This window comes from Olivibacter sp. SA151 (genome assembly GCF_054130995.1).
In genome coordinates, this window is sequence record NZ_CP096391.1 from 395,546 (window position 1) to 412,858 (window position 17,313).

The 17,313-nt window shown below is 41.6% G+C and carries 13 protein-coding genes; 7 read left to right on the plus strand and 6 right to left on the minus strand.

The window, feature by feature from the left end:
• Position 1: 1 nt before the first annotated feature.
• Positions 2 to 1,396 carry a SusD/RagB family nutrient-binding outer membrane lipoprotein gene (locus tag M1D52_RS01485; protein WP_437393966.1) on the plus strand — a complete coding sequence of 465 codons (1,395 nt, stop codon included), beginning with the start codon at positions 2 to 4 and terminating at the stop codon, positions 1,394 to 1,396.
• Between the two features lie 53 nt (positions 1,397 to 1,449).
• Positions 1,450 to 3,201 carry a DUF885 family protein gene (locus tag M1D52_RS01490; protein ID WP_437393965.1) on the plus strand — a complete coding sequence of 584 codons (1,752 nt, stop codon included), beginning with the start codon at positions 1,450 to 1,452 and terminating at the stop codon, positions 3,199 to 3,201.
• A gap of 63 nt (positions 3,202 to 3,264) precedes the next feature.
• Here M1D52_RS01490 and M1D52_RS01495 read toward each other — a convergent pair whose 3' ends face one another.
• From M1D52_RS01495 to M1D52_RS01505, 3 genes are all read right to left on the minus strand, one after another.
• Entirely contained in the window at positions 3,265 to 4,935 is a 1,671-nt protein-coding gene (locus M1D52_RS01495) for a M1 family metallopeptidase (protein WP_437393964.1), read from the minus strand.
• A 75-nt stretch (positions 4,936 to 5,010) separates the two neighbouring features.
• Entirely contained in the window at positions 5,011 to 7,197 is a 2,187-nt protein-coding gene (locus tag M1D52_RS01500; RefSeq protein WP_437393963.1) for a S9 family peptidase, read from the minus strand.
• A 76-nt stretch (positions 7,198 to 7,273) separates the two neighbouring features.
• Entirely contained in the window at positions 7,274 to 8,665 is a 1,392-nt protein-coding gene (locus M1D52_RS01505; RefSeq protein WP_437393962.1) for an aminopeptidase P family protein, read from the minus strand.
• Between the two features lie 407 nt (positions 8,666 to 9,072).
• On the opposite strand from M1D52_RS01505, the gene M1D52_RS01510 reads away from it, so the two are divergent.
• The 5 genes from M1D52_RS01510 (at position 9,073) to M1D52_RS01530 (ending at position 15,015) form a co-directional block, all read left to right on the plus strand.
• Complete coding sequence (locus tag M1D52_RS01510; protein ID WP_013664291.1) at positions 9,073 to 9,951, plus strand: AraC family transcriptional regulator; 879 nt, start codon at positions 9,073 to 9,075, stop codon at positions 9,949 to 9,951.
• A gap of 138 nt (positions 9,952 to 10,089) precedes the next feature.
• Positions 10,090 to 11,019 (plus strand): dihydrodipicolinate synthase family protein, encoded by a 930-nt coding sequence (locus M1D52_RS01515; RefSeq protein WP_437393961.1) that lies wholly within the window; start codon positions 10,090 to 10,092, stop codon positions 11,017 to 11,019.
• Between the two features lie 18 nt (positions 11,020 to 11,037).
• A complete protein-coding gene (locus M1D52_RS01520) occupies positions 11,038 to 12,525 on the plus strand; it encodes an aldehyde dehydrogenase (NADP(+)) (RefSeq protein ID WP_437393960.1) in 1,488 nt (495 codons plus the stop codon).
• Between the two features lie 106 nt (positions 12,526 to 12,631).
• Positions 12,632 to 13,630: a 4-hydroxyproline epimerase gene (locus M1D52_RS01525; protein WP_149105110.1), complete on the plus strand. Its 999-nt coding sequence runs from the start codon at positions 12,632 to 12,634 to the stop codon at positions 13,628 to 13,630.
• A gap of 122 nt (positions 13,631 to 13,752) precedes the next feature.
• The gene (locus M1D52_RS01530) at positions 13,753 to 15,015 is read left to right on the plus strand and encodes an NAD(P)/FAD-dependent oxidoreductase (protein WP_130854845.1); all 1,263 of its coding nucleotides are present in this window, start codon (positions 13,753 to 13,755) and stop codon (positions 15,013 to 15,015) included.
• Positions 15,016 to 15,129: 114 nt separating this feature from the next.
• Here the strand turns inward: M1D52_RS01530 and M1D52_RS01535 are convergent, their stop codons facing one another.
• From M1D52_RS01535 to M1D52_RS01545, 3 genes are all read right to left on the minus strand, one after another.
• A complete protein-coding gene (locus tag M1D52_RS01535) occupies positions 15,130 to 15,306 on the minus strand; it encodes a hypothetical protein (RefSeq protein ID WP_013664286.1) in 177 nt (58 codons plus the stop codon).
• 92 nt (positions 15,307 to 15,398) lie between these two features.
• Positions 15,399 to 16,073, minus strand: a complete 675-nt coding sequence (locus M1D52_RS01540) for a lipid-binding SYLF domain-containing protein (protein ID WP_130854846.1) — start codon at positions 16,071 to 16,073, stop codon at positions 15,399 to 15,401.
• A 96-nt stretch (positions 16,074 to 16,169) separates the two neighbouring features.
• Entirely contained in the window at positions 16,170 to 17,042 is an 873-nt protein-coding gene (locus M1D52_RS01545; protein WP_013664284.1) for an AraC family transcriptional regulator, read from the minus strand.
• Positions 17,043 to 17,313: the final 271 nt, after the last annotated feature.

The window sequence follows — 17,313 nt, forward strand, 5'->3', positions numbered from 1 at the left end:
GATGAAAAAGTCAATTCCTTATATCATACTCGTTGCATCATGCTTGTTTTCCAGCTGTGAGAAATTTTTGGATGTCAATGAAAATCCGAATGAACCTTCATCGGTACAGGAATCATTGTTATTGCCTGCTATCGAATATAATTTGGTGCACAATGTGGTTGCTGGCTGGGCATCCATTGATGCGGCTCATTTTATGCAGCTGATTGCTTTGAATCAGGCGCCACCCAATGTAGGCACTTATTTGTTAAATCCGGCGGATTTGAATGATACCTGGCGTTATACCTATACGGATTGTTTGGAGAATCTTAAATTGATGAAAGAACAAGCGGACGAGGAAGGTAATACCATTTATAGCGGAATAGCCAGTGTTTTAACTGCATATACCCTTGCGTATGCGACCGATATGTGGGGGGATGTCCCCTATTCGCAAGCATTAAATGCTACGGAAACTTTTACACCCGTATATGATAGTCAAGAAATAATCTACAATACGATTCAGACCTTGTTGGACGAGGGTATTGCCAGTTTACAGACAGCTGGTGGAACACTACCGGGCAACAGGGATTTTTTCTACCAAGGAAATGCCACGCAATGGATTAAGGCAGCTTATACCCTAAAGGCCCGTTATTATATGCACCTTACAAAAGCGCCAAATCATACCGCAGCTGCGCAGGCTCAATTAGCGTTGAGCGCCTTAGAAAATGGTATGCAAAGTAATGCAGACGATTTGCGTTTAGTGTACGATGGTACAGCGGGCAAAGAGAATAGGTGGTACAGAAATTTTCTGCCCGTTGAGACTATTATTTTATCGTCAAAAACCGTTGATTCATTGGTAAGTCGAAATGATCCGAGAATAACACAACTGATTACCCGCTCAAAGCAGAATAATACCTATTTAGGTCGTGTTATTGGCTCATCTGGTATTGGCTCGCTGGAATCTTATTCTTTAGGCGGCTCATTTTACGCAAGTGCTAATTCGCCGTTAAACCTCATTAATTATCGGGAAGCATTACTGTTGAAAGCGGAAGCTACTTTAATCTTATCAGGAGCAGAGGCAGCAGCACCCATATATCAGCAGGCTATTGAAGCAGATATGGCCCATATTGGTGTTTCGTCTAGCACCGCAATCGCAGCCTATTTAGCAAGCAGAGGAAATATCAATGCTGACAATGCTTTGTCATACATTATGGAAGAGAAAGCCATTGTCAATTTTCTGTCGCCGGAAATTTTCAACGATTGGCGTAGAACGGGTTATCCGGCAATAAATAAAGTGCAAAACGCAGTTTCTGATATTCCACGGAAAATGCTATACCCATTAAATGAGTTAACCAATAATCCGCAACCACAGCATAATGGCGATGCGCTCACGAAGCGTGTTTGGTGGGATGCTCAATAAGTTGTCATTTTTTAGCGTCAAATCTTTGATTTGGCGCTTTTTATTTGAACCAAATGGAAAGAAAATCATTTTTATCAATTGGGCTTATATTACTGTTTGTTAATGCGTCATCCGTTAAAGCGCAAATTTCCACAGAAGGGTATGTACCCTGTCAGGAGATTCCTTATTTGATGAAACAGTTTGAAGCGGATGAAGCAGCCATTTATCGCTTTTATTCTCCCTCAGAAAATGCCCCCCGTTGCCGAATGGCAAAGGGCTTGGGATCGCCTGATCGGCAAGCACGATTAAGGGTGTTGAATGAGCAATACCTTAATCAACTGAAGAATGTAAATTTCGATCGATTACCGCAGGAGTGTAAAGTCGATTATTTATTATTTACAAGAGACTTAAAAGAGAAGCAAAATCAATTGGAAAAGCTTACACAGCAGATGGAACAGCTGAAAGGTCTATTTCCCTTCGCAGATAGCATTTTTACATTAGAGCGTTCACGTAGGCGCGGAAATTCACTCGATGCGGCCCGGGTTGCTTCCACTTTTTCGCATATAGCGAAAGCGATTCCTCTGCTTATGAAGAACTTGGGTGGTATGCATTTAGAACCCGAACAAATTAGAGCAGCAGGAGAAGAAGCGGATTTGTTGCGGAGGACGGCAGCAAGTATTTTCCAGTTCTATGATGGTTTTGATCCGGCATTTTCGTGGTGGGTGCCCGAGGCATATCATCGTGCTGATAGCATGCTTGTACGTTATGCCGGTGTTTTTCAAAAGAAGCAACAACCAAACAAGATGGGTATTTATACACGCACCCCTATTGGTAGAGAGGAGCTGATGCGACTGCTTCAGCACGAGTTTATTGACTATAGTCCTGACGAACTTTTGGCAATTGCTCATCGGGAGATGGCTTGGTGCCAGGAGGAAATGCTAAAGGCATCTGCAGCATTAGGCTTTAGTAATGATTGGAAAGCTGCTTTGGAAAAAGTGAAAGCAAGTGCTGTACCCGTTGGAAAACAACCTGCCGTAATCCGTAAGTTGTATGATGAATCGGTAGATTTCCTTAAAAAAAATGACTTAATTACGATTCCTGAACTTGCCGAGGAAACCTGGGGAATGATTATGATGTCGCCCGAACGTCAAAAGTCAAATGCCTTTTTCACGGGAGGGTGGGAAATTAGTATAACTTACCCAACCAATACAATGGATTTTGGCTTAGCAAGGATGCGCATGCTTGGCAACAATCCTTATTTTTCCCGGGCAACGGTACACCACGAATTAATAGCAGGGCATAATTTAGAATTTTTTATGAATGCCCGTTACCGAACCTATCGGAATTTTGATACACCCTTTTGGATGGAAGGATGGGCTTTATATTGGGAAATGCTGCTGTGGGATAAAGGTTTTGCGCGGACACCGGAAGAACGAATCGGTATGTTATTTTGGCGTAAGTATCGATGTGCTCGGATCATCTTCCAGCTTAACTTTCACTTGGGCAAATGGTCGGCAGAACAATGCGCTGATTTTCTAGTAGACGAAGTTGGACATGAACGGGCCAACGTGGAGAGCGAGCTAAATTGGCCTTTATCAAGGGATAGTCAGGCCTTTCCGCTTTACCAGGTATCTTATTATATCGGCGGATTACAGTTCTATGCCCTCCAGCGGGAAGTCTTGAAATCACACAAGTATACCTTAAAGGAATTTCACGATACCGTGCTCAAATTGAATGCGATGCCGGTGGAGATGATTCGAGCTATCTTGCTTGAAAAGCCTTTAACAAGGGAAAGCAAAACGGTATGGAAATTCTACCAGCACTAAATTAGACGTAAAAAGGCCGTTTTATCTTGTAAAACGGCCTTTTTAGGTTGCGAACAGCTAAATTTATTCAATCAATATACCGATATAATAGTTATAAGTATCCACTTCGATATTGTCTTTGTTGGCTCCGGGTAAAGTGACTTCTTTCCAACTTCTGTCTACTTCTATAAATTGATAATCACTGTCCTTTTTACGTATCTTCACCGGCATGGTGAAATCTGCCACATCGGAAATCCAACGTGCGTAGGTCTTACCTTCTTTGAAGCGAAACTCCAGGGTAGGAATGTTCGTGTGTTTAACGTATTGTTCGAAGACAGTGCTCAGGTCGCGACCGGCATGTTGACTGATATAATTGACTACATCTTCGTAATTAACGGTTTGATGATAAAATGTTTTGTTCAATCCTCTTAATATCTGCCGCCATTTCTCATCGTCATTTATAATGGTACGAATCATATTCAGCAATACACCCCCTTTTGGATACATATCACCTGAACCTTCTTGATTTACTCCATAGGGACCCTGCACCGGACTATCGTTTCGGATACCACTCCGGATTCCATGCACATAAGCTTGTCCCGCCTCTTTTCCATAGTTATAGTCGACAAATAGCGCCTCTGAATAATTGGTAAAACTTTCATGTATCCACATGTCCGCGAGGTCCTTCGAAGTTATGTTGTTTCCAAACCATTCATGCCCACTTTCATGAACAATAATGAAATCCCATTTCATACCCCAACCGGTATCTGATGCATCGCGGCCGCGATAACCATTGGCGTAGCCATTACCATAAGTAACAGCGCTTTGATGCTCCATGCCAGTGTAAGGTACATCCACGAGCTTATAACTGTCCTCGTAAAAAGGATATGGACCGAACCAGTGTTCAAAAGCCTTCAACATAGGAATTACATTAAGCGGGAAGAACTTTTTAGCTTTCGCTTCGTTTTCTCTCAAAACCCAATAGTTTAAATCCAGAGGGCCCTTTTCTCCCTGATAAGTATCTTTAAAGTTGACATAGTCGCCAATGTTAACTGAAACACTGTAATTGTTGATCGGGTTGCGTACAAACCAATCGAATTGGGTGTAGCCGCCTTTACGGTTTGTTTTCTTGATGAGGCGGCCGTTGGAAACATCCGTCAACCCTTTTGGAACGCTCACACTGATTAGCATGCTGTCTACTTCATCCGCTTGATGATCTTTATTAGGCCACCAAACGCTGGCCCCTAGTCCCTGGCAGGCAGTCGCCACCCAAGGTTTACCATTGCTATCCTGAGAGAAAACAAAGCCACCGTCCCATGGAGCTCGTTTAGCAACCTGCGGATTGCCTGAATAAAACACTTGCATTGAATCGACCGAGCCGCGTTTAATATTAGCCGGGAAGTTTACAAATACGGCATTGTAATTACGCGTAAAAGGCATCTCCTGACCATGATAAATGACCTTTTCTACTTTTAAATTGGCAAACAGATCAAACTGTAGCCTGTCGAAGTCCATAGTGGCTTCAAATTTAAAAAGGTTGCTTCCGCTGATGAATTTGTTATCGATATCAACCTTTACGTCTAAGTGATAATACTTGATGTCATAACAAGTACGTAAAGGAGTTAATGTCCCTCTTAGCGAATCTGCCTTTGTAAATACCGGTTGATCTTTTACCAGTAATTGGGCGGAAGTTACGATAGGCAATAATCCTAATCCAAGGACGTATCCTAATTTTTTATATAGTGTTTTAATCATGATAAAAGTAGTTTTTATTTGTAAGGCCAACGGTAGCCTACAACTTAAAACTTATAACCTAGAACGTACAGCCCACTATCTCCCTCCCGGAGGGCAGTATTGTTTTAAATAATTCGTGTACAAACGCGACAAGTGCGCAGACGTGCCCTCACCTTCCGATATCGAATGGCTGCGGTTCGGATATGACATCAATTGAAACTGTTTATTGTGTTTGACCAACTCATTGATGAGCATTTCAGCATTCTGATAATGTACGTTATCATCGCCTGTGCCGTGAATATATAATAAATTACCTCGCAAGTTTTTAGCATGCGTAATCGGTGAGCCTTTTACATAATCTGCTTGGCTTTCAGGCGGAACGCCCATGTAGCGTTCTTGATAAATATTGTCGTACATGAGTTGGTTCCCCACAGCGGCTACTGCGATGCCTGTTTTATAAATTTCAGGATATTGAAACAATAAATTCAACGTAGAGGAACCTCCGCCGCTCCATCCCCATACGGCCACGCGAGATGAATCTACAAAATTCCATTTTAAGATTTCTTTAGCCGCCATAGCTTGGTCTCGAATGTTGATAGCACCGATGTTGCGATAAATTGCTTTTCTCCAATCTCTACCTTTAGGTGCGGGAGCCCCACGATTTTCTACGGAAATATAGATGTAACCATCATCTGCCATGCTGCCTTCATATAAACGGTTGAATCCCGCGCCGTAGGTGTCGGTAACGGTTTGTCCGGCTGGTTCGCCATATACGTAAAAAACAACAGGATACCTTTTTGTTGAATCGAACTGGCTTGGCTTAACCATCCAACCATCCATCTCTATGCCGTCTATTGTCGTAACTTTGAAAAATTCGGGCTTAGGCGTGCCTTGAGGTAGACTCCGACGAACCGTTGCGGCCAATCTTTCTTGATGATTTGGCAAACTGACAATTTCTCCTGTAAAATATGTCGTGCTGCTGCTAAATTCATGTTCAGCCAGTTTTCCATTTGGTGAAATACGGTAACTATGGGTGCCCGCTTGATTTGTTGGAGATAGTTGAGTCGCTTTACCGCCCTTTATACTTATTTGATACAGATATTTTTGTGTGGCATTTGCCGGTGAGGCACTGAAGTAGATTTTTTCATTACGTTGATCAATTAAATTTATCCCAATAACATCGTAATCTCCTTTGGTAAGTAAGGCTTCCTTACCGGTCATATCTATTTTATAAATATGTCGCCAACCATCTTTTTCACTTACCCATAAAAAAGCCTTGCCATCATCGATCCACTCCCAGCCTGTGGGGTCGTCATCATTCCAACGCGATTTAATGTCTATCCAAGCTTGATCCTGCTCCGTATAGATAGTTTTAGTTTTGCCATCTTCAATTGAGCAAAGCATGATATGGCTTTCCTGTTGTTTACGGTCTAACTGTTGGAGAATAAGTGATTGGCCATCCAGGGTCCATTCCATGCGAGGGATGTAATGCTGTACGGGATCGCCGGGAATGTCCATTTTTTTGTTTTCTTTGGTTTTTACATCGACCACATAAATGAAGCAAGCACTCGGATTTTGTCCCGCTTTGGGATATTCTACCGGGATAGTAAATGAATAAGTGGAGTCTGTTGTGTTCAACATCAGGTAATTGCGAATACTTCTGGCGTCAATTTTCCAATAGGCGATATGTTTGCCGTCGCTTGACCACCGGAATCCATCCCGACAGCCGAATTCTTCTTCATAGGCCCAGTCAAAAGTTCCGTTAATGATGCGGTCGGTCCCATCTTCTGTAAGTTGGCTAATATGATTTGAAGCCAAATCCTCTATATACACGTTGTGCTTGCTAACATAAGCAACGCTCGTACCATCAGGGGATAACTTCGCAAACATTAAGGAAGAAGCAGGAAGCCCCTTGCCCAATTGTTTAAGTTCTTTCTTGTTAATATCATAAACCCAATAATCGCCGCGGGTATGATAACGCCAGACCCGTTTTGTATTGGTAAACAACAAGACTTTCCGGCGATCGGCAGAAATACTAAACTGTTTAACTTTCAATGGTGCGCTACTGTCTTGTGGCGTTAGCGCGGAGCCATCTAAAAAAACGACCGGATGATTGGGATCTAATAACTTAACCTCCAAAACCTGCCCGTCCGAAATTTCATAATATCCGTTACCATCCGGTGTCCATTGTGTTTTTACGCCAGGTTGTGCAAATAAAAAATTAATGGAGAATAAGTTGCTTACAATGAAGCAGATCCATAGTAGGTGGTTTACATGTCTCATGTGTTATATAGCAATTGTTTTTTTAAATAACCGAGTTGTCTTTTCCGTGTTTAAAATAGGGCGTGGGTTCGCTTTACTAACTGCCTCTTAGTTCCTCTATCTCATCAACGGTTTTGGCTAAATAATTTCCTAAGCGTTGGTTACCTGATGAGGTTACCAAATAGTTGTCCTCAATACGGACTCCACCAAAATCAAGGTAGTGCTCCACTGCTTGGTAATTAATAAAGTCTGCTAGCTTATTAGTTGCTTTCCAACGGGCAAATAACTCAGGTATAAAATAAATACCGGGTTCAACGGTCAATACATAGCCTGCTTCCAGTGCTTTGCCTAAACGTAACGATTTTAAACCAAAAGTAGAGGTATCTTTTTTTAATGTGTCGGTATAGCCAACGTATTGTTCTCCTAAATCTTCCATATCATGCACATCAAGTCCCATCATATGACCCGTACCACATTGGAAGAACAGTGTATGAGCGCCTGCTGACACCGCCTCGGCTGTATCACCCTTAACCAACCCAATTTCTTTTAATCCATTAAATAGTACGGTGCAAGCCTCCAGATGCACGTCAAGGAAACGCACTTGAGGGGCCACCATCGCAGAAGCCTGGTTAAAGGCTTTCAATACAATATTGTAAATTTCTTTCTGCTTCGTACTGAATTGCAGATCGACAGGGAAAGTTCGTGTTAAATCACCCGCATAGCCCATAGCAGTCTCCGCTCCGGAATCGTTCAAGACTAATTGCCCTTTTTTTAGGGTGCTATGCTGCTTATGGTTATGTAGTATTTCGCCATGAACAGATAGAATAGTTGGATAAGCTAATCTGCCGCCACCATTTTGAGCGATTTCCTGGATGGCATTGGCAATCTGCAACTCTTTCATTCCTTCTTTGGCCATCTTCATTGCATGAACGTGCATATCCACCGAAGTATTCACAGCTGATTCGATCTGGGTAATTTCTTCTTTACTTTTGATCGATCTTTGAGCGACTACCGCTTTGATGAAGGACACGGAAGCTTTTTTTTCCTGTTCAAGAGGGGGGATGCCTAATAAATGTAAGAGCTTAATTTTATTGGTAGGCTGATAGGGGGGAAGATAACGGATGTTGCGGTTTTTTTTTAATGCATGCTGTAAATAATCTTGTAAATCCTTGGTGGGAAGGACAATACTTAAACCGCTTTTTTCACATTTTTCCCGCAAGGTTTCTTGTCGTCCCATCCATATAATTTCGTCGATCGTGAGCTCGTCTCCAAACAATATTTCTTTATTTTCATCTAAATCGATGACAGCTGCGAGCTTGGGCTCCTGAATACCATAGTAATACAAAAACGAACTATCTTGTCTGAAAGGAAAAGCGTTATCCGCGTAATTCATAGGCTGTTCATCATTTCCTAGGAATAGAAGCAGTCCTTCTGAAAATTGATTTTTAAGTTGATTTCTTCGCTGAATATAAATCGATTTTTCGAACATATCTGTATGTAATAGCTGATGGTTTTAACAAAGGTCTTATCTTTTTTGATAATAAAAAGTAATGATGCGCTTTTTTGACAAAGATCGCCCCATATAACGTCAAATTTAAAGCGTATTACCCATCAGCTGTTGATTATACGCCGGTAAAAATCGCAATTTATTTTGGGGATGGCTCTCCCTTTTTTCTCTTATATTATTCATATTTTAACTAGTTGTTTAGATTCCGGCTGTCAGTCATGCCGTTAGCTAACAAGATCCGTTGTTGCTTCTAGGCAAATAATCCGGAGCTAGTTCGAATACGCGTCAATTAACGAATAATAACCTTATTTTAACCTATTTTGTGATAACTCTTGGATTTATGGGTTAAAAATTGGTAAATTCACGTTACCTAATACACCAAACCAACGATGAAGACACTACAATTCACCATTCCAGTAGCGCATGATCGGACTGTTATTGTTCAGGAAGATTGTATGCCGCACTTCTATCCTCATTTACATCGACATCATGAAGCCCAACTCATGTGGATCCTAGAAGGAAAAGGTACGTTGATTGCTGACAATAGCATGCATCCCTTTCAAGAGAACGACATTTTCTTGCTCGGCGCCAATCAATCGCATGTTTTTAAAAGTAATGCGGAGTACTTTGACGAGGCTCATCCGAAGCAGGTCCGCTCGATTTCCGTGTTCTTCGATCCAAACGGAAAGTTGGCTTCCTTGTTTAACTTGCCGGAGCTTTATATGCTTCAAAGCTTTGTGAAGGATTACGAAAGAGGCTTTAAAGTGCCGAATGAGTATTTTAAAGAAGTGTCAAGGCGCGTATTGCGCTTAAAGGAAGCCAGTCAAATGGATCAGCTTATGCACTTCTTTTATTTGTTGCGTACGTTATGCCATGTATCAAAGCAAGTAAATGCGTTATCGGGCGGTAAAAACTCCTCGATTTCTGAAAATGAAGGTATCCGTATTGGTTCTATTTACAATTACATAGCCCAAAACTTCACGAAGCCAATCACCTTGGAGGAAGTTGCCGATCAGGCAAATTTAACTCCTCAAGCTTTTTGCCGATATTTTAAAAAGCACACAGGAAATACTTTTGTCGCATTTTTAAACGAAATGCGTGTACACGAGGCTTGTAAAAAATTAACACACCATAAATGTGAAAGTATATCCGGCGTTGCCTATAACTGTGGATTCAATAGTATTACGAACTTTAATAGGGTGTTTAAAAGTGTAATTGGTAATTCGCCAAAAGAATACATGGTGAATTTTCAGCGAAACGTACAGTAGAGATACATTCTTTGATTTGGCTATTTACGCGAGGCAAAGTGCCTTGCTAAAAAAGTTAAAATATGCGCATGATTGATTAATACATGGATGGATACCTTTAAATGTTCGTTTTACTTTTGAAAAAAAATAAGAACTATAATGAGTAAAGAACTTTGGAAAGGAATTTATCCTGCATTATTAACTCCATTTAAAGAAAGTGGAGAGATCGATTTTGATATGTTCGGTAAGAATCTGACTGCCCAACTTGAAGGGGGCGTACATGGTTTGATTTTAGCGGGCTCATTAGGTGAAGCCAGTACGTTAACTACACAGGAAAAATACGATTTATTGACATATACCGTTAACTTTGTAACGGGTAAAGACGTTCCTGTTATTTTGGGTATTGCGGAACAAGCTACCGCTGAAGCGATCAAAATCGCCCGGAAAGCAGAGGAATTAGGTGCAGATGGATTGATGGTATTGCCACCTATGCGCTATAAGGCAGATGATAGAGAAACAGTAATTTTTTTCACAACGATAGCGAACAGTACAAGTCTTCCTATCATGGTTTACAACAACCCTGTTGACTATGGTAATCTGGTAACGTTGGATATGTTTGAACAACTGGCTACTGTACCCAATATCCAGGCCGTTAAGGAGTCTACGCGCGATTTGACCAATATCACCCGTATGATCAATCGATTTGGCGGCCGTTTTAAGATTTTAGGTGGAGTTGATACCATTAGTACAGAAGCTTTACTAATGGGAGCGGATGGGATTGTGGCCGGCTTAGTGGACGCTTATCCAAAAGAAACGGTTGCGATCTATGATTATGTAAAAGCGGGTAAAATAGAAAAAGCATTAGCTATATTCCGCTGGTTTTTGCCTTTACTAGAGTTAGATATCCATGCCAAACTAGTTCAATACATCAAATTAGCGGCAACGAGTGAGGGTATTAGTAATGAAACCGTGCGTGCACCTCGCCTACCGTTAGTAGGTGAAGAACGCGAACGTATATTGAAAGTTATTGCCGATAGTAAGGTGAATAGGCCAAACTTGGAAACAAAGGGTTCCGGTAGCCTAGTTTAATTATTGAAAGGAAATAGAATGTACACAGAAACACCACAGGAACAAGTCAAGGAATTACTGCACAAGGCAGAAGAAGCATTTCAATACCTAAAAGGAAGAAGCGCAATCGATAGAGCAGGTTTAATGTATGCGATTGCAGCCAAAATAGAGGGATTGGGGACTGAATTGATCGCAACAGCAATGGAAGAGAGCCACCTTCCCGAGGCTCGTCTGATCGGAGAGAAAGCCCGGACTGTCTTTCAATGGAGAAGCTATGCCGATCATATAAAAGATGGCCTATGTTTTGAAGCAAGAATTGATACAGCGATTCCAGACAGAACACCACCGAAGCCGGATTTGCGTAAAATCAAGGTTGGGGTTGGTCCGGTAGTTGTTTTTGGTGCAAGTAATTTCCCCTTTGCTTTTTCGACCGCCGGTGGAGACACGGCGAGCGCTATCGCAGCGGGTTGCCCGGTAATTCTTAAAGCACATCCGGGACATCCCAAGACTTCAGCATTAATGGCGGAGGCTATTTTCGGTGCGATAAAAGAAGAGGGATGGCATGATGGAATTTTTTCCCACATATACGGTAATTCAAACGAGTCGGGGGCTTATCTTGTTCAACATCCTATAGTCAAATCGGTTGCGTTTACGGGCTCTTATGGAGGAGGGAAAGCGTTATTTGATTTGGCTAATCAACGAAAGGAGCCCATACCGGTATTCGCTGAGATGGGTAGTGTAAACCCAGTCTTTGCGCTGCCGGAAAAAATGGCGACTGATCCGCGAGGTTTAGCGAACCAGTATTTAAGTTCGCTAACGCTCGGTGTGGGTCAATTTTGTACCAATCCAGGTGTACTCGTCGCTGTCAAGGGGAAAGATCTTGAGACATTTAAAGAAGTTCTCCGCCAAGAAGTTTTAAGTTGCCCTCCAGCGAACATGCTTCATGCAGGTATTGCTAAAGCTTACCATGCCAATAGCGAACGCATGTTAACGGAATCCACCATTCGCGTAATAGGCAAAGCAGAACAAATCGCTGCAGAAGGCCAAGGAGCTGCGCTGCTTGTTGAAACCGATGCGAAAAGCGTTGTAGAAAATGACGCTTTACTTGAAGAGGTGTTTGGTCCTTTCGGATTAATCGTGGCGTGCGAGAGCGAAGAGGAAATGCTGAATATTGCCGATCATATAAAAGGACAGCTAACAATTACTGTGGCTGCCACCGAGGCGGATGCCGTCAGACATAGTAAATTAATAAGTCTTTTACAGGATAAGTGTGGGCGATTGTTGTTTAACGGTATGCCTACCGGCGTAGAGGTATGTATAGCTATGCAGCATGGAGGGCCTTTTCCGGCAACGACAGATGCACGGTTCACCTCCGTTGGATCAGATGCTGTGCAGCGTTTTCTACGTCCCATCTCTTTTCAAAATTGGCCGAACGCACTATTGCCTGATGCCTTGAAAAATGAAAATCCCCTAGGTATTTATCGTACTGTAAATAACGTATTGACGAAGGACGCTTCTGCGTTGTAAGTTATAAATTTTAAGGAAGGTAGTGGGGCTTTTCAAGCGAATAAAATTAATAGCTAAAATATTTAATTTAACAGCAGCTAATAGCTAAAGGCTAATTGCTACAACAATGAAAAAAACTTTTTTCTGTATAGACGCCCATACCTGTGGCTGCCCGGTACGGCTCGTTGCAGGCGGCGGCCCACTGTTGGAGGGGAATTCCATGATGGAGCGACGTTTGCACTTCATGAAAGAATACGATTGGATTCGGAAGGGGCTGATGTTTGAGCCACGGGGCCATGATATGATGAGTGGAAGTATATTGTATCCACCTTGCGATCCGGCGAATGATATCGGCGTACTATATATAGAAACCAGTGGCTGTTTGCCCATGTGTGGACATGGCACAATAGGGACGGTTACTATTGCTATTGAAGAGGGCTTGGTTGAACCCAAGACACCGGGTAAATTACGTCTCGAAACACCGGCAGGTCTGGTCTTAATTGATTACAAACAAGAAGGTAAACGGGTTAAGTCCGTTAAATTGACGAATGTTAAATCGTTCTTATACGCGGAAGGACTTGAAGTAGTTTGCCCTGATTTAGGGATGATACGTGTTGATGTTTCCTTTGGAGGTAATTTCTATGGTATCATTGATCCACAGGAAAATTTCGAGGACATCAACCGGTTTTCTGCCAGCCAACTCATTTACTACGGTAAAGTAATTCGAAAGCTATTAAACGAAAAGTATCAGTTTATTCATCCGGAGAACAGTAATATTTCGGGTCTAAGCCATATACAATGGACAGGGAGTGTTTTGGATCCTTCGTCGACTGGGCGAAATGCAGTACTTGTAGGAGAGAATGCATTAGATAGGTCTCCATGTGGCACCGGCACTTCTGCACGAATGGCTCAATGGTACGCCAAGGGCAAGCTGAAAAAAGGAGATCGGTTTATTCACGAAAGTTATATCGGGTCAAAATTTCTTGGTACGATCGAGGAAGAGGCGACGATAAATGGAAAACCGGCTATTATACCCGGTGTAGAGGGCTGGGCTTTAATTACAGGATATAATCATATCATCATTGATGATGAGGACCCTTATGCTTTCGGTTTTCAGGTGATTTAAATTCAAAAGTAAAAAGTAAAAATTCAAAAGTAAAAAAGTCTGTTATGCGTTTCAGTTTGGTTCTTGGTAAATTCAAAAAGCCGAGAACGGACAAAGAAAGCTGACAACTAGTATGCTAACACATGGATAAAGAAAATAAGGGGAGTGTTCTGATTATTGGAGGAGGTATTGCTGGATTATGTTCAGCCTATTATCTGTTAAAAGATGGTTGGAAAGTTACGCTTCTAGACAGCGGGGATTTAAAAGACAACTGTTCTTATGGTAACGCCGGAATGCTGGTTCCCAGTCACTTTACACCACTCGCGGCTCCAGGTATTGTGGCGCAGGGAATCAAGTGGATGTTTAACAGCAAGAGCCCATTTTATGTAAAACCGAGTTTGAGTGCTAATCTTATCTCTTGGGGGTTAAAGTTCATTAAACACGCGAATGCTACCCATGTTAACCGTTCTGCACCAAGTATTCGCGACCTAAATCTCCTGAGCAGTAACTTATACGACGAAATGGTGAAAACGGATGAATTCTCCTTTGAATTAGCACATAAAGGAATTCTCATGCTATATAAAACAGAGAAAATGGCAGAGGAAGAAATCCATTTGGCTGAAACGGCGAAAGCACTGGGTTTGGACGTAGAGGCTTTGTCGAAAGAGCAAGTACAATTGTTGGAACCAAATAATAAGCTTGATGTATTGGGCGCGGTACACTATCGTTGCGATGGTCATTTATATCCACAAGCGCTAATGGCGCAGCTTATTGCTTTTGTGAGACAAAAGGGTGCAGTGATACATGAGCACACTACGGTAACGGGTTTTGAATCCGGTATGGGAAAATTGCAGGCCGTTATTGCCGGAAACAAGAAGTTCAGTGCCGATAAATTTGTGATGACCGGAGGCGCTTGGTTGCCGGCAATTGCAAAAAAGGCGGGACTTCGGATTCCGTTAATGCCGGGAAAGGGTTACTCGTTTATGTATAAACCTCAGGAGCATACGTTATCGCATCCATCATTGTTACTCGAAGCGAGGGTGGCCGTAACTCCCATGCATGGTCATATTCGCTTCGGAGGAACCATGGAATTGGCCGCTTTGAACGAAGATATTAACATGAACCGCGTACAGGGCATCGTTGAAGCTATTCCCCGCTACTATCCCGAATTAAAAGTGGCTATGCCGGAGCGAAAAGACGTTTGGTTCGGTTTCCGACCTTGTTCACCCGATGGCTTGCCATACCTTGGGTACACTAAACAGTTAAAGAACTTGATTATAGCCGGAGGGGGTGGAATGATGGGACTTAGTTTAGGGCCTGCCTATGGAAAGGTCGTCTGCGAATTGGCAAATGAGCTGCCAAGTTCATCTGATATATCGCTATTTTCACCCGAACGTTTTGCTTAATTAGCCGTAAACTCACTGGCCCCGTCAGCAAATATTTGAATAGAACTTAATAATCAAATGATCAAAAGAAGCCTGCCTTACTAAGCACAGGCTTTTTTTGATCCTTGTAAGCAATTATTTCGCATTTTTCTTTTCCGTTACTTCATTACGGATGTCTTGAGCTAACGCTTTAGTTTGTTGTAATGCGCCTCTTAATCTTGTGCCAGCGGCCTTATTTCCTTTTTCGTAGAATGCAAGAGCGTCTTTTTCAGCTTGAGCAATAAGTTCTTTCAGTTTAGAGAATTTTTCCATAATACTTATAAATTTTTATGGGTTTATAAAATTAAGTTAATGATTTTGCTAAACTACGTTTTTTTATTAAAATGCAATAGGCTTTTTAAATTTTATTTGCCCCCTAACGCATTTCTCAGTGCAGTTACTTCTGCACTCGTATGTTTTGCTCCCGAAAACAGTTTCTGCGTGTCCGAATTAGCCCCGTAATAATTACTATTGGCTGTTTTATCAAAAGCTATATTAGAACCATTAATACTGATGCCGGCAAAAAGCCCCTTACTTCTCGAATAGGAATAAACTTCTGCGTCCAGTTTATAATCTGTATTGGCGCTCGTACTTCGGCCTACAGGACCTGCCGCAGCCGAAAGATCGCCACCAATGGTAAAGTCTCCGTTCTTAGCATTTGTTAAAGCTTCTTTATGCTTAAATAAAAGCACTAAATCTACTGCTTGCACCCCTGCTTGAAATCCAATACTACCACCGGTAATCGTTACAAATACCGGATCACTCCATTCTCCGGAAGCAAGTTTTACCATTGCAACACCCTTTCCTCGTTTTCCACCTATACCAAATCCTGCGTTGATCATTTTTGGGATAATGACGATTCCCTTTGAGTCTTCCAGCATGGATGCGGGTATACTTTCTTTCATGTTTGTGAAGTCTTCAAAGACACTTGCTGCTTTTTGAATCCGTTCAGCTTCTTTATCTACGATATATGACGAGCTCAGCACGCATATTAGGGCCAATAAAATTGGGGCCGCTATCCATTTTCTAATTATCTTCATACGCTTTATTAACGGTTTACCAATTAAAATAGTGTGCGCTCACTGCTATGGGTTATAAATTTTAAGTTCTATGGGTTTGAGCTTAAAACCTACAACTTATCTTGAAAGGTGGATGCGCTTATATTCCAGTGGAGTAACGCCTTTTTGTTTTTTGAAATGCCGATAGAAATTAGATACATTGTTAAATCCACATTCGAAGCAAATGACTTCCGTTGGTAAAATATTCTCGATCAATAAACGGCAAGCGTGGCTAATCCGAATCTCAATTAGAAAATCGTAATAGCTTTTTCTGGTCATCATTTTGAAGTAGCGACAAAAAGAAGTTACGCTAAGGTTGCTGATCGCCGCGATTTCTTTCAATGTTATCTCCGATTTATAATTACTAAAGGTGTAGGTATAGACTTTATTCAACCGAATGGTGTCGGCTTCATTGGGCGAAGTGAAGGCATGGTATTTATTCGTTATAAGCCTATACTCATCGCTTTCCGCTAATGTTTTTAAAATAGATAACAATAGAATAATACGTTCCAAATTTTCAGCAGTAGCACAATCATGCATTAGCTGTGCAACTTTTTTCTGCGTTTCTCCGTAAAATATCATTCCGCTCTTGGCTTTTTCGTACAATTTTGGAATAAGGTAGGCTTCCGGTATATTAATCCAATCCTTGCCCAGACAATCCGGCAAAAACTGCATAACGATGGCTTCAATATTAAAATTCGGATCTTGTTGAAAATACTCTTCTCGACAGCGCCAGGCATGAGGTAGGTTTTCGCCTAATAAAATAATTTCACCCGAAGAAAAATTGTCTATGTGATCACCAATAAACCGTACACCCTCCCCTTTAATATTGTAGTGCAACTCCAATTCGGGATGGTAATGCCAAACATTACCAAAGTTCGGCATGATATCATGATTGATGCTAAAGGAACTCTCTGATTTTACAGGAACTTTTTTTAAACGAGGTTTCATTGCGTACTTTTTTAACGAGTATCTTATAATATCCGACCAATCTATCATCACTTTATGTCATATGATAACTCGATCCTTAAAGGTATGTAAACAAGTTTGGTTAGCTTGTTATGCTTGTTATAGCATGATTTCCTCAAATGTAAGATGTTTGTAGTTTCTATGCAAATATTGTATAGGATGAGGGGAAAATTGTACAACAAAGTGGTTTTACCGAGCCCTATATTTGAATTTCATTTATAGCCGGTGTAAGTCTCTAATAATAAGGAAAGAT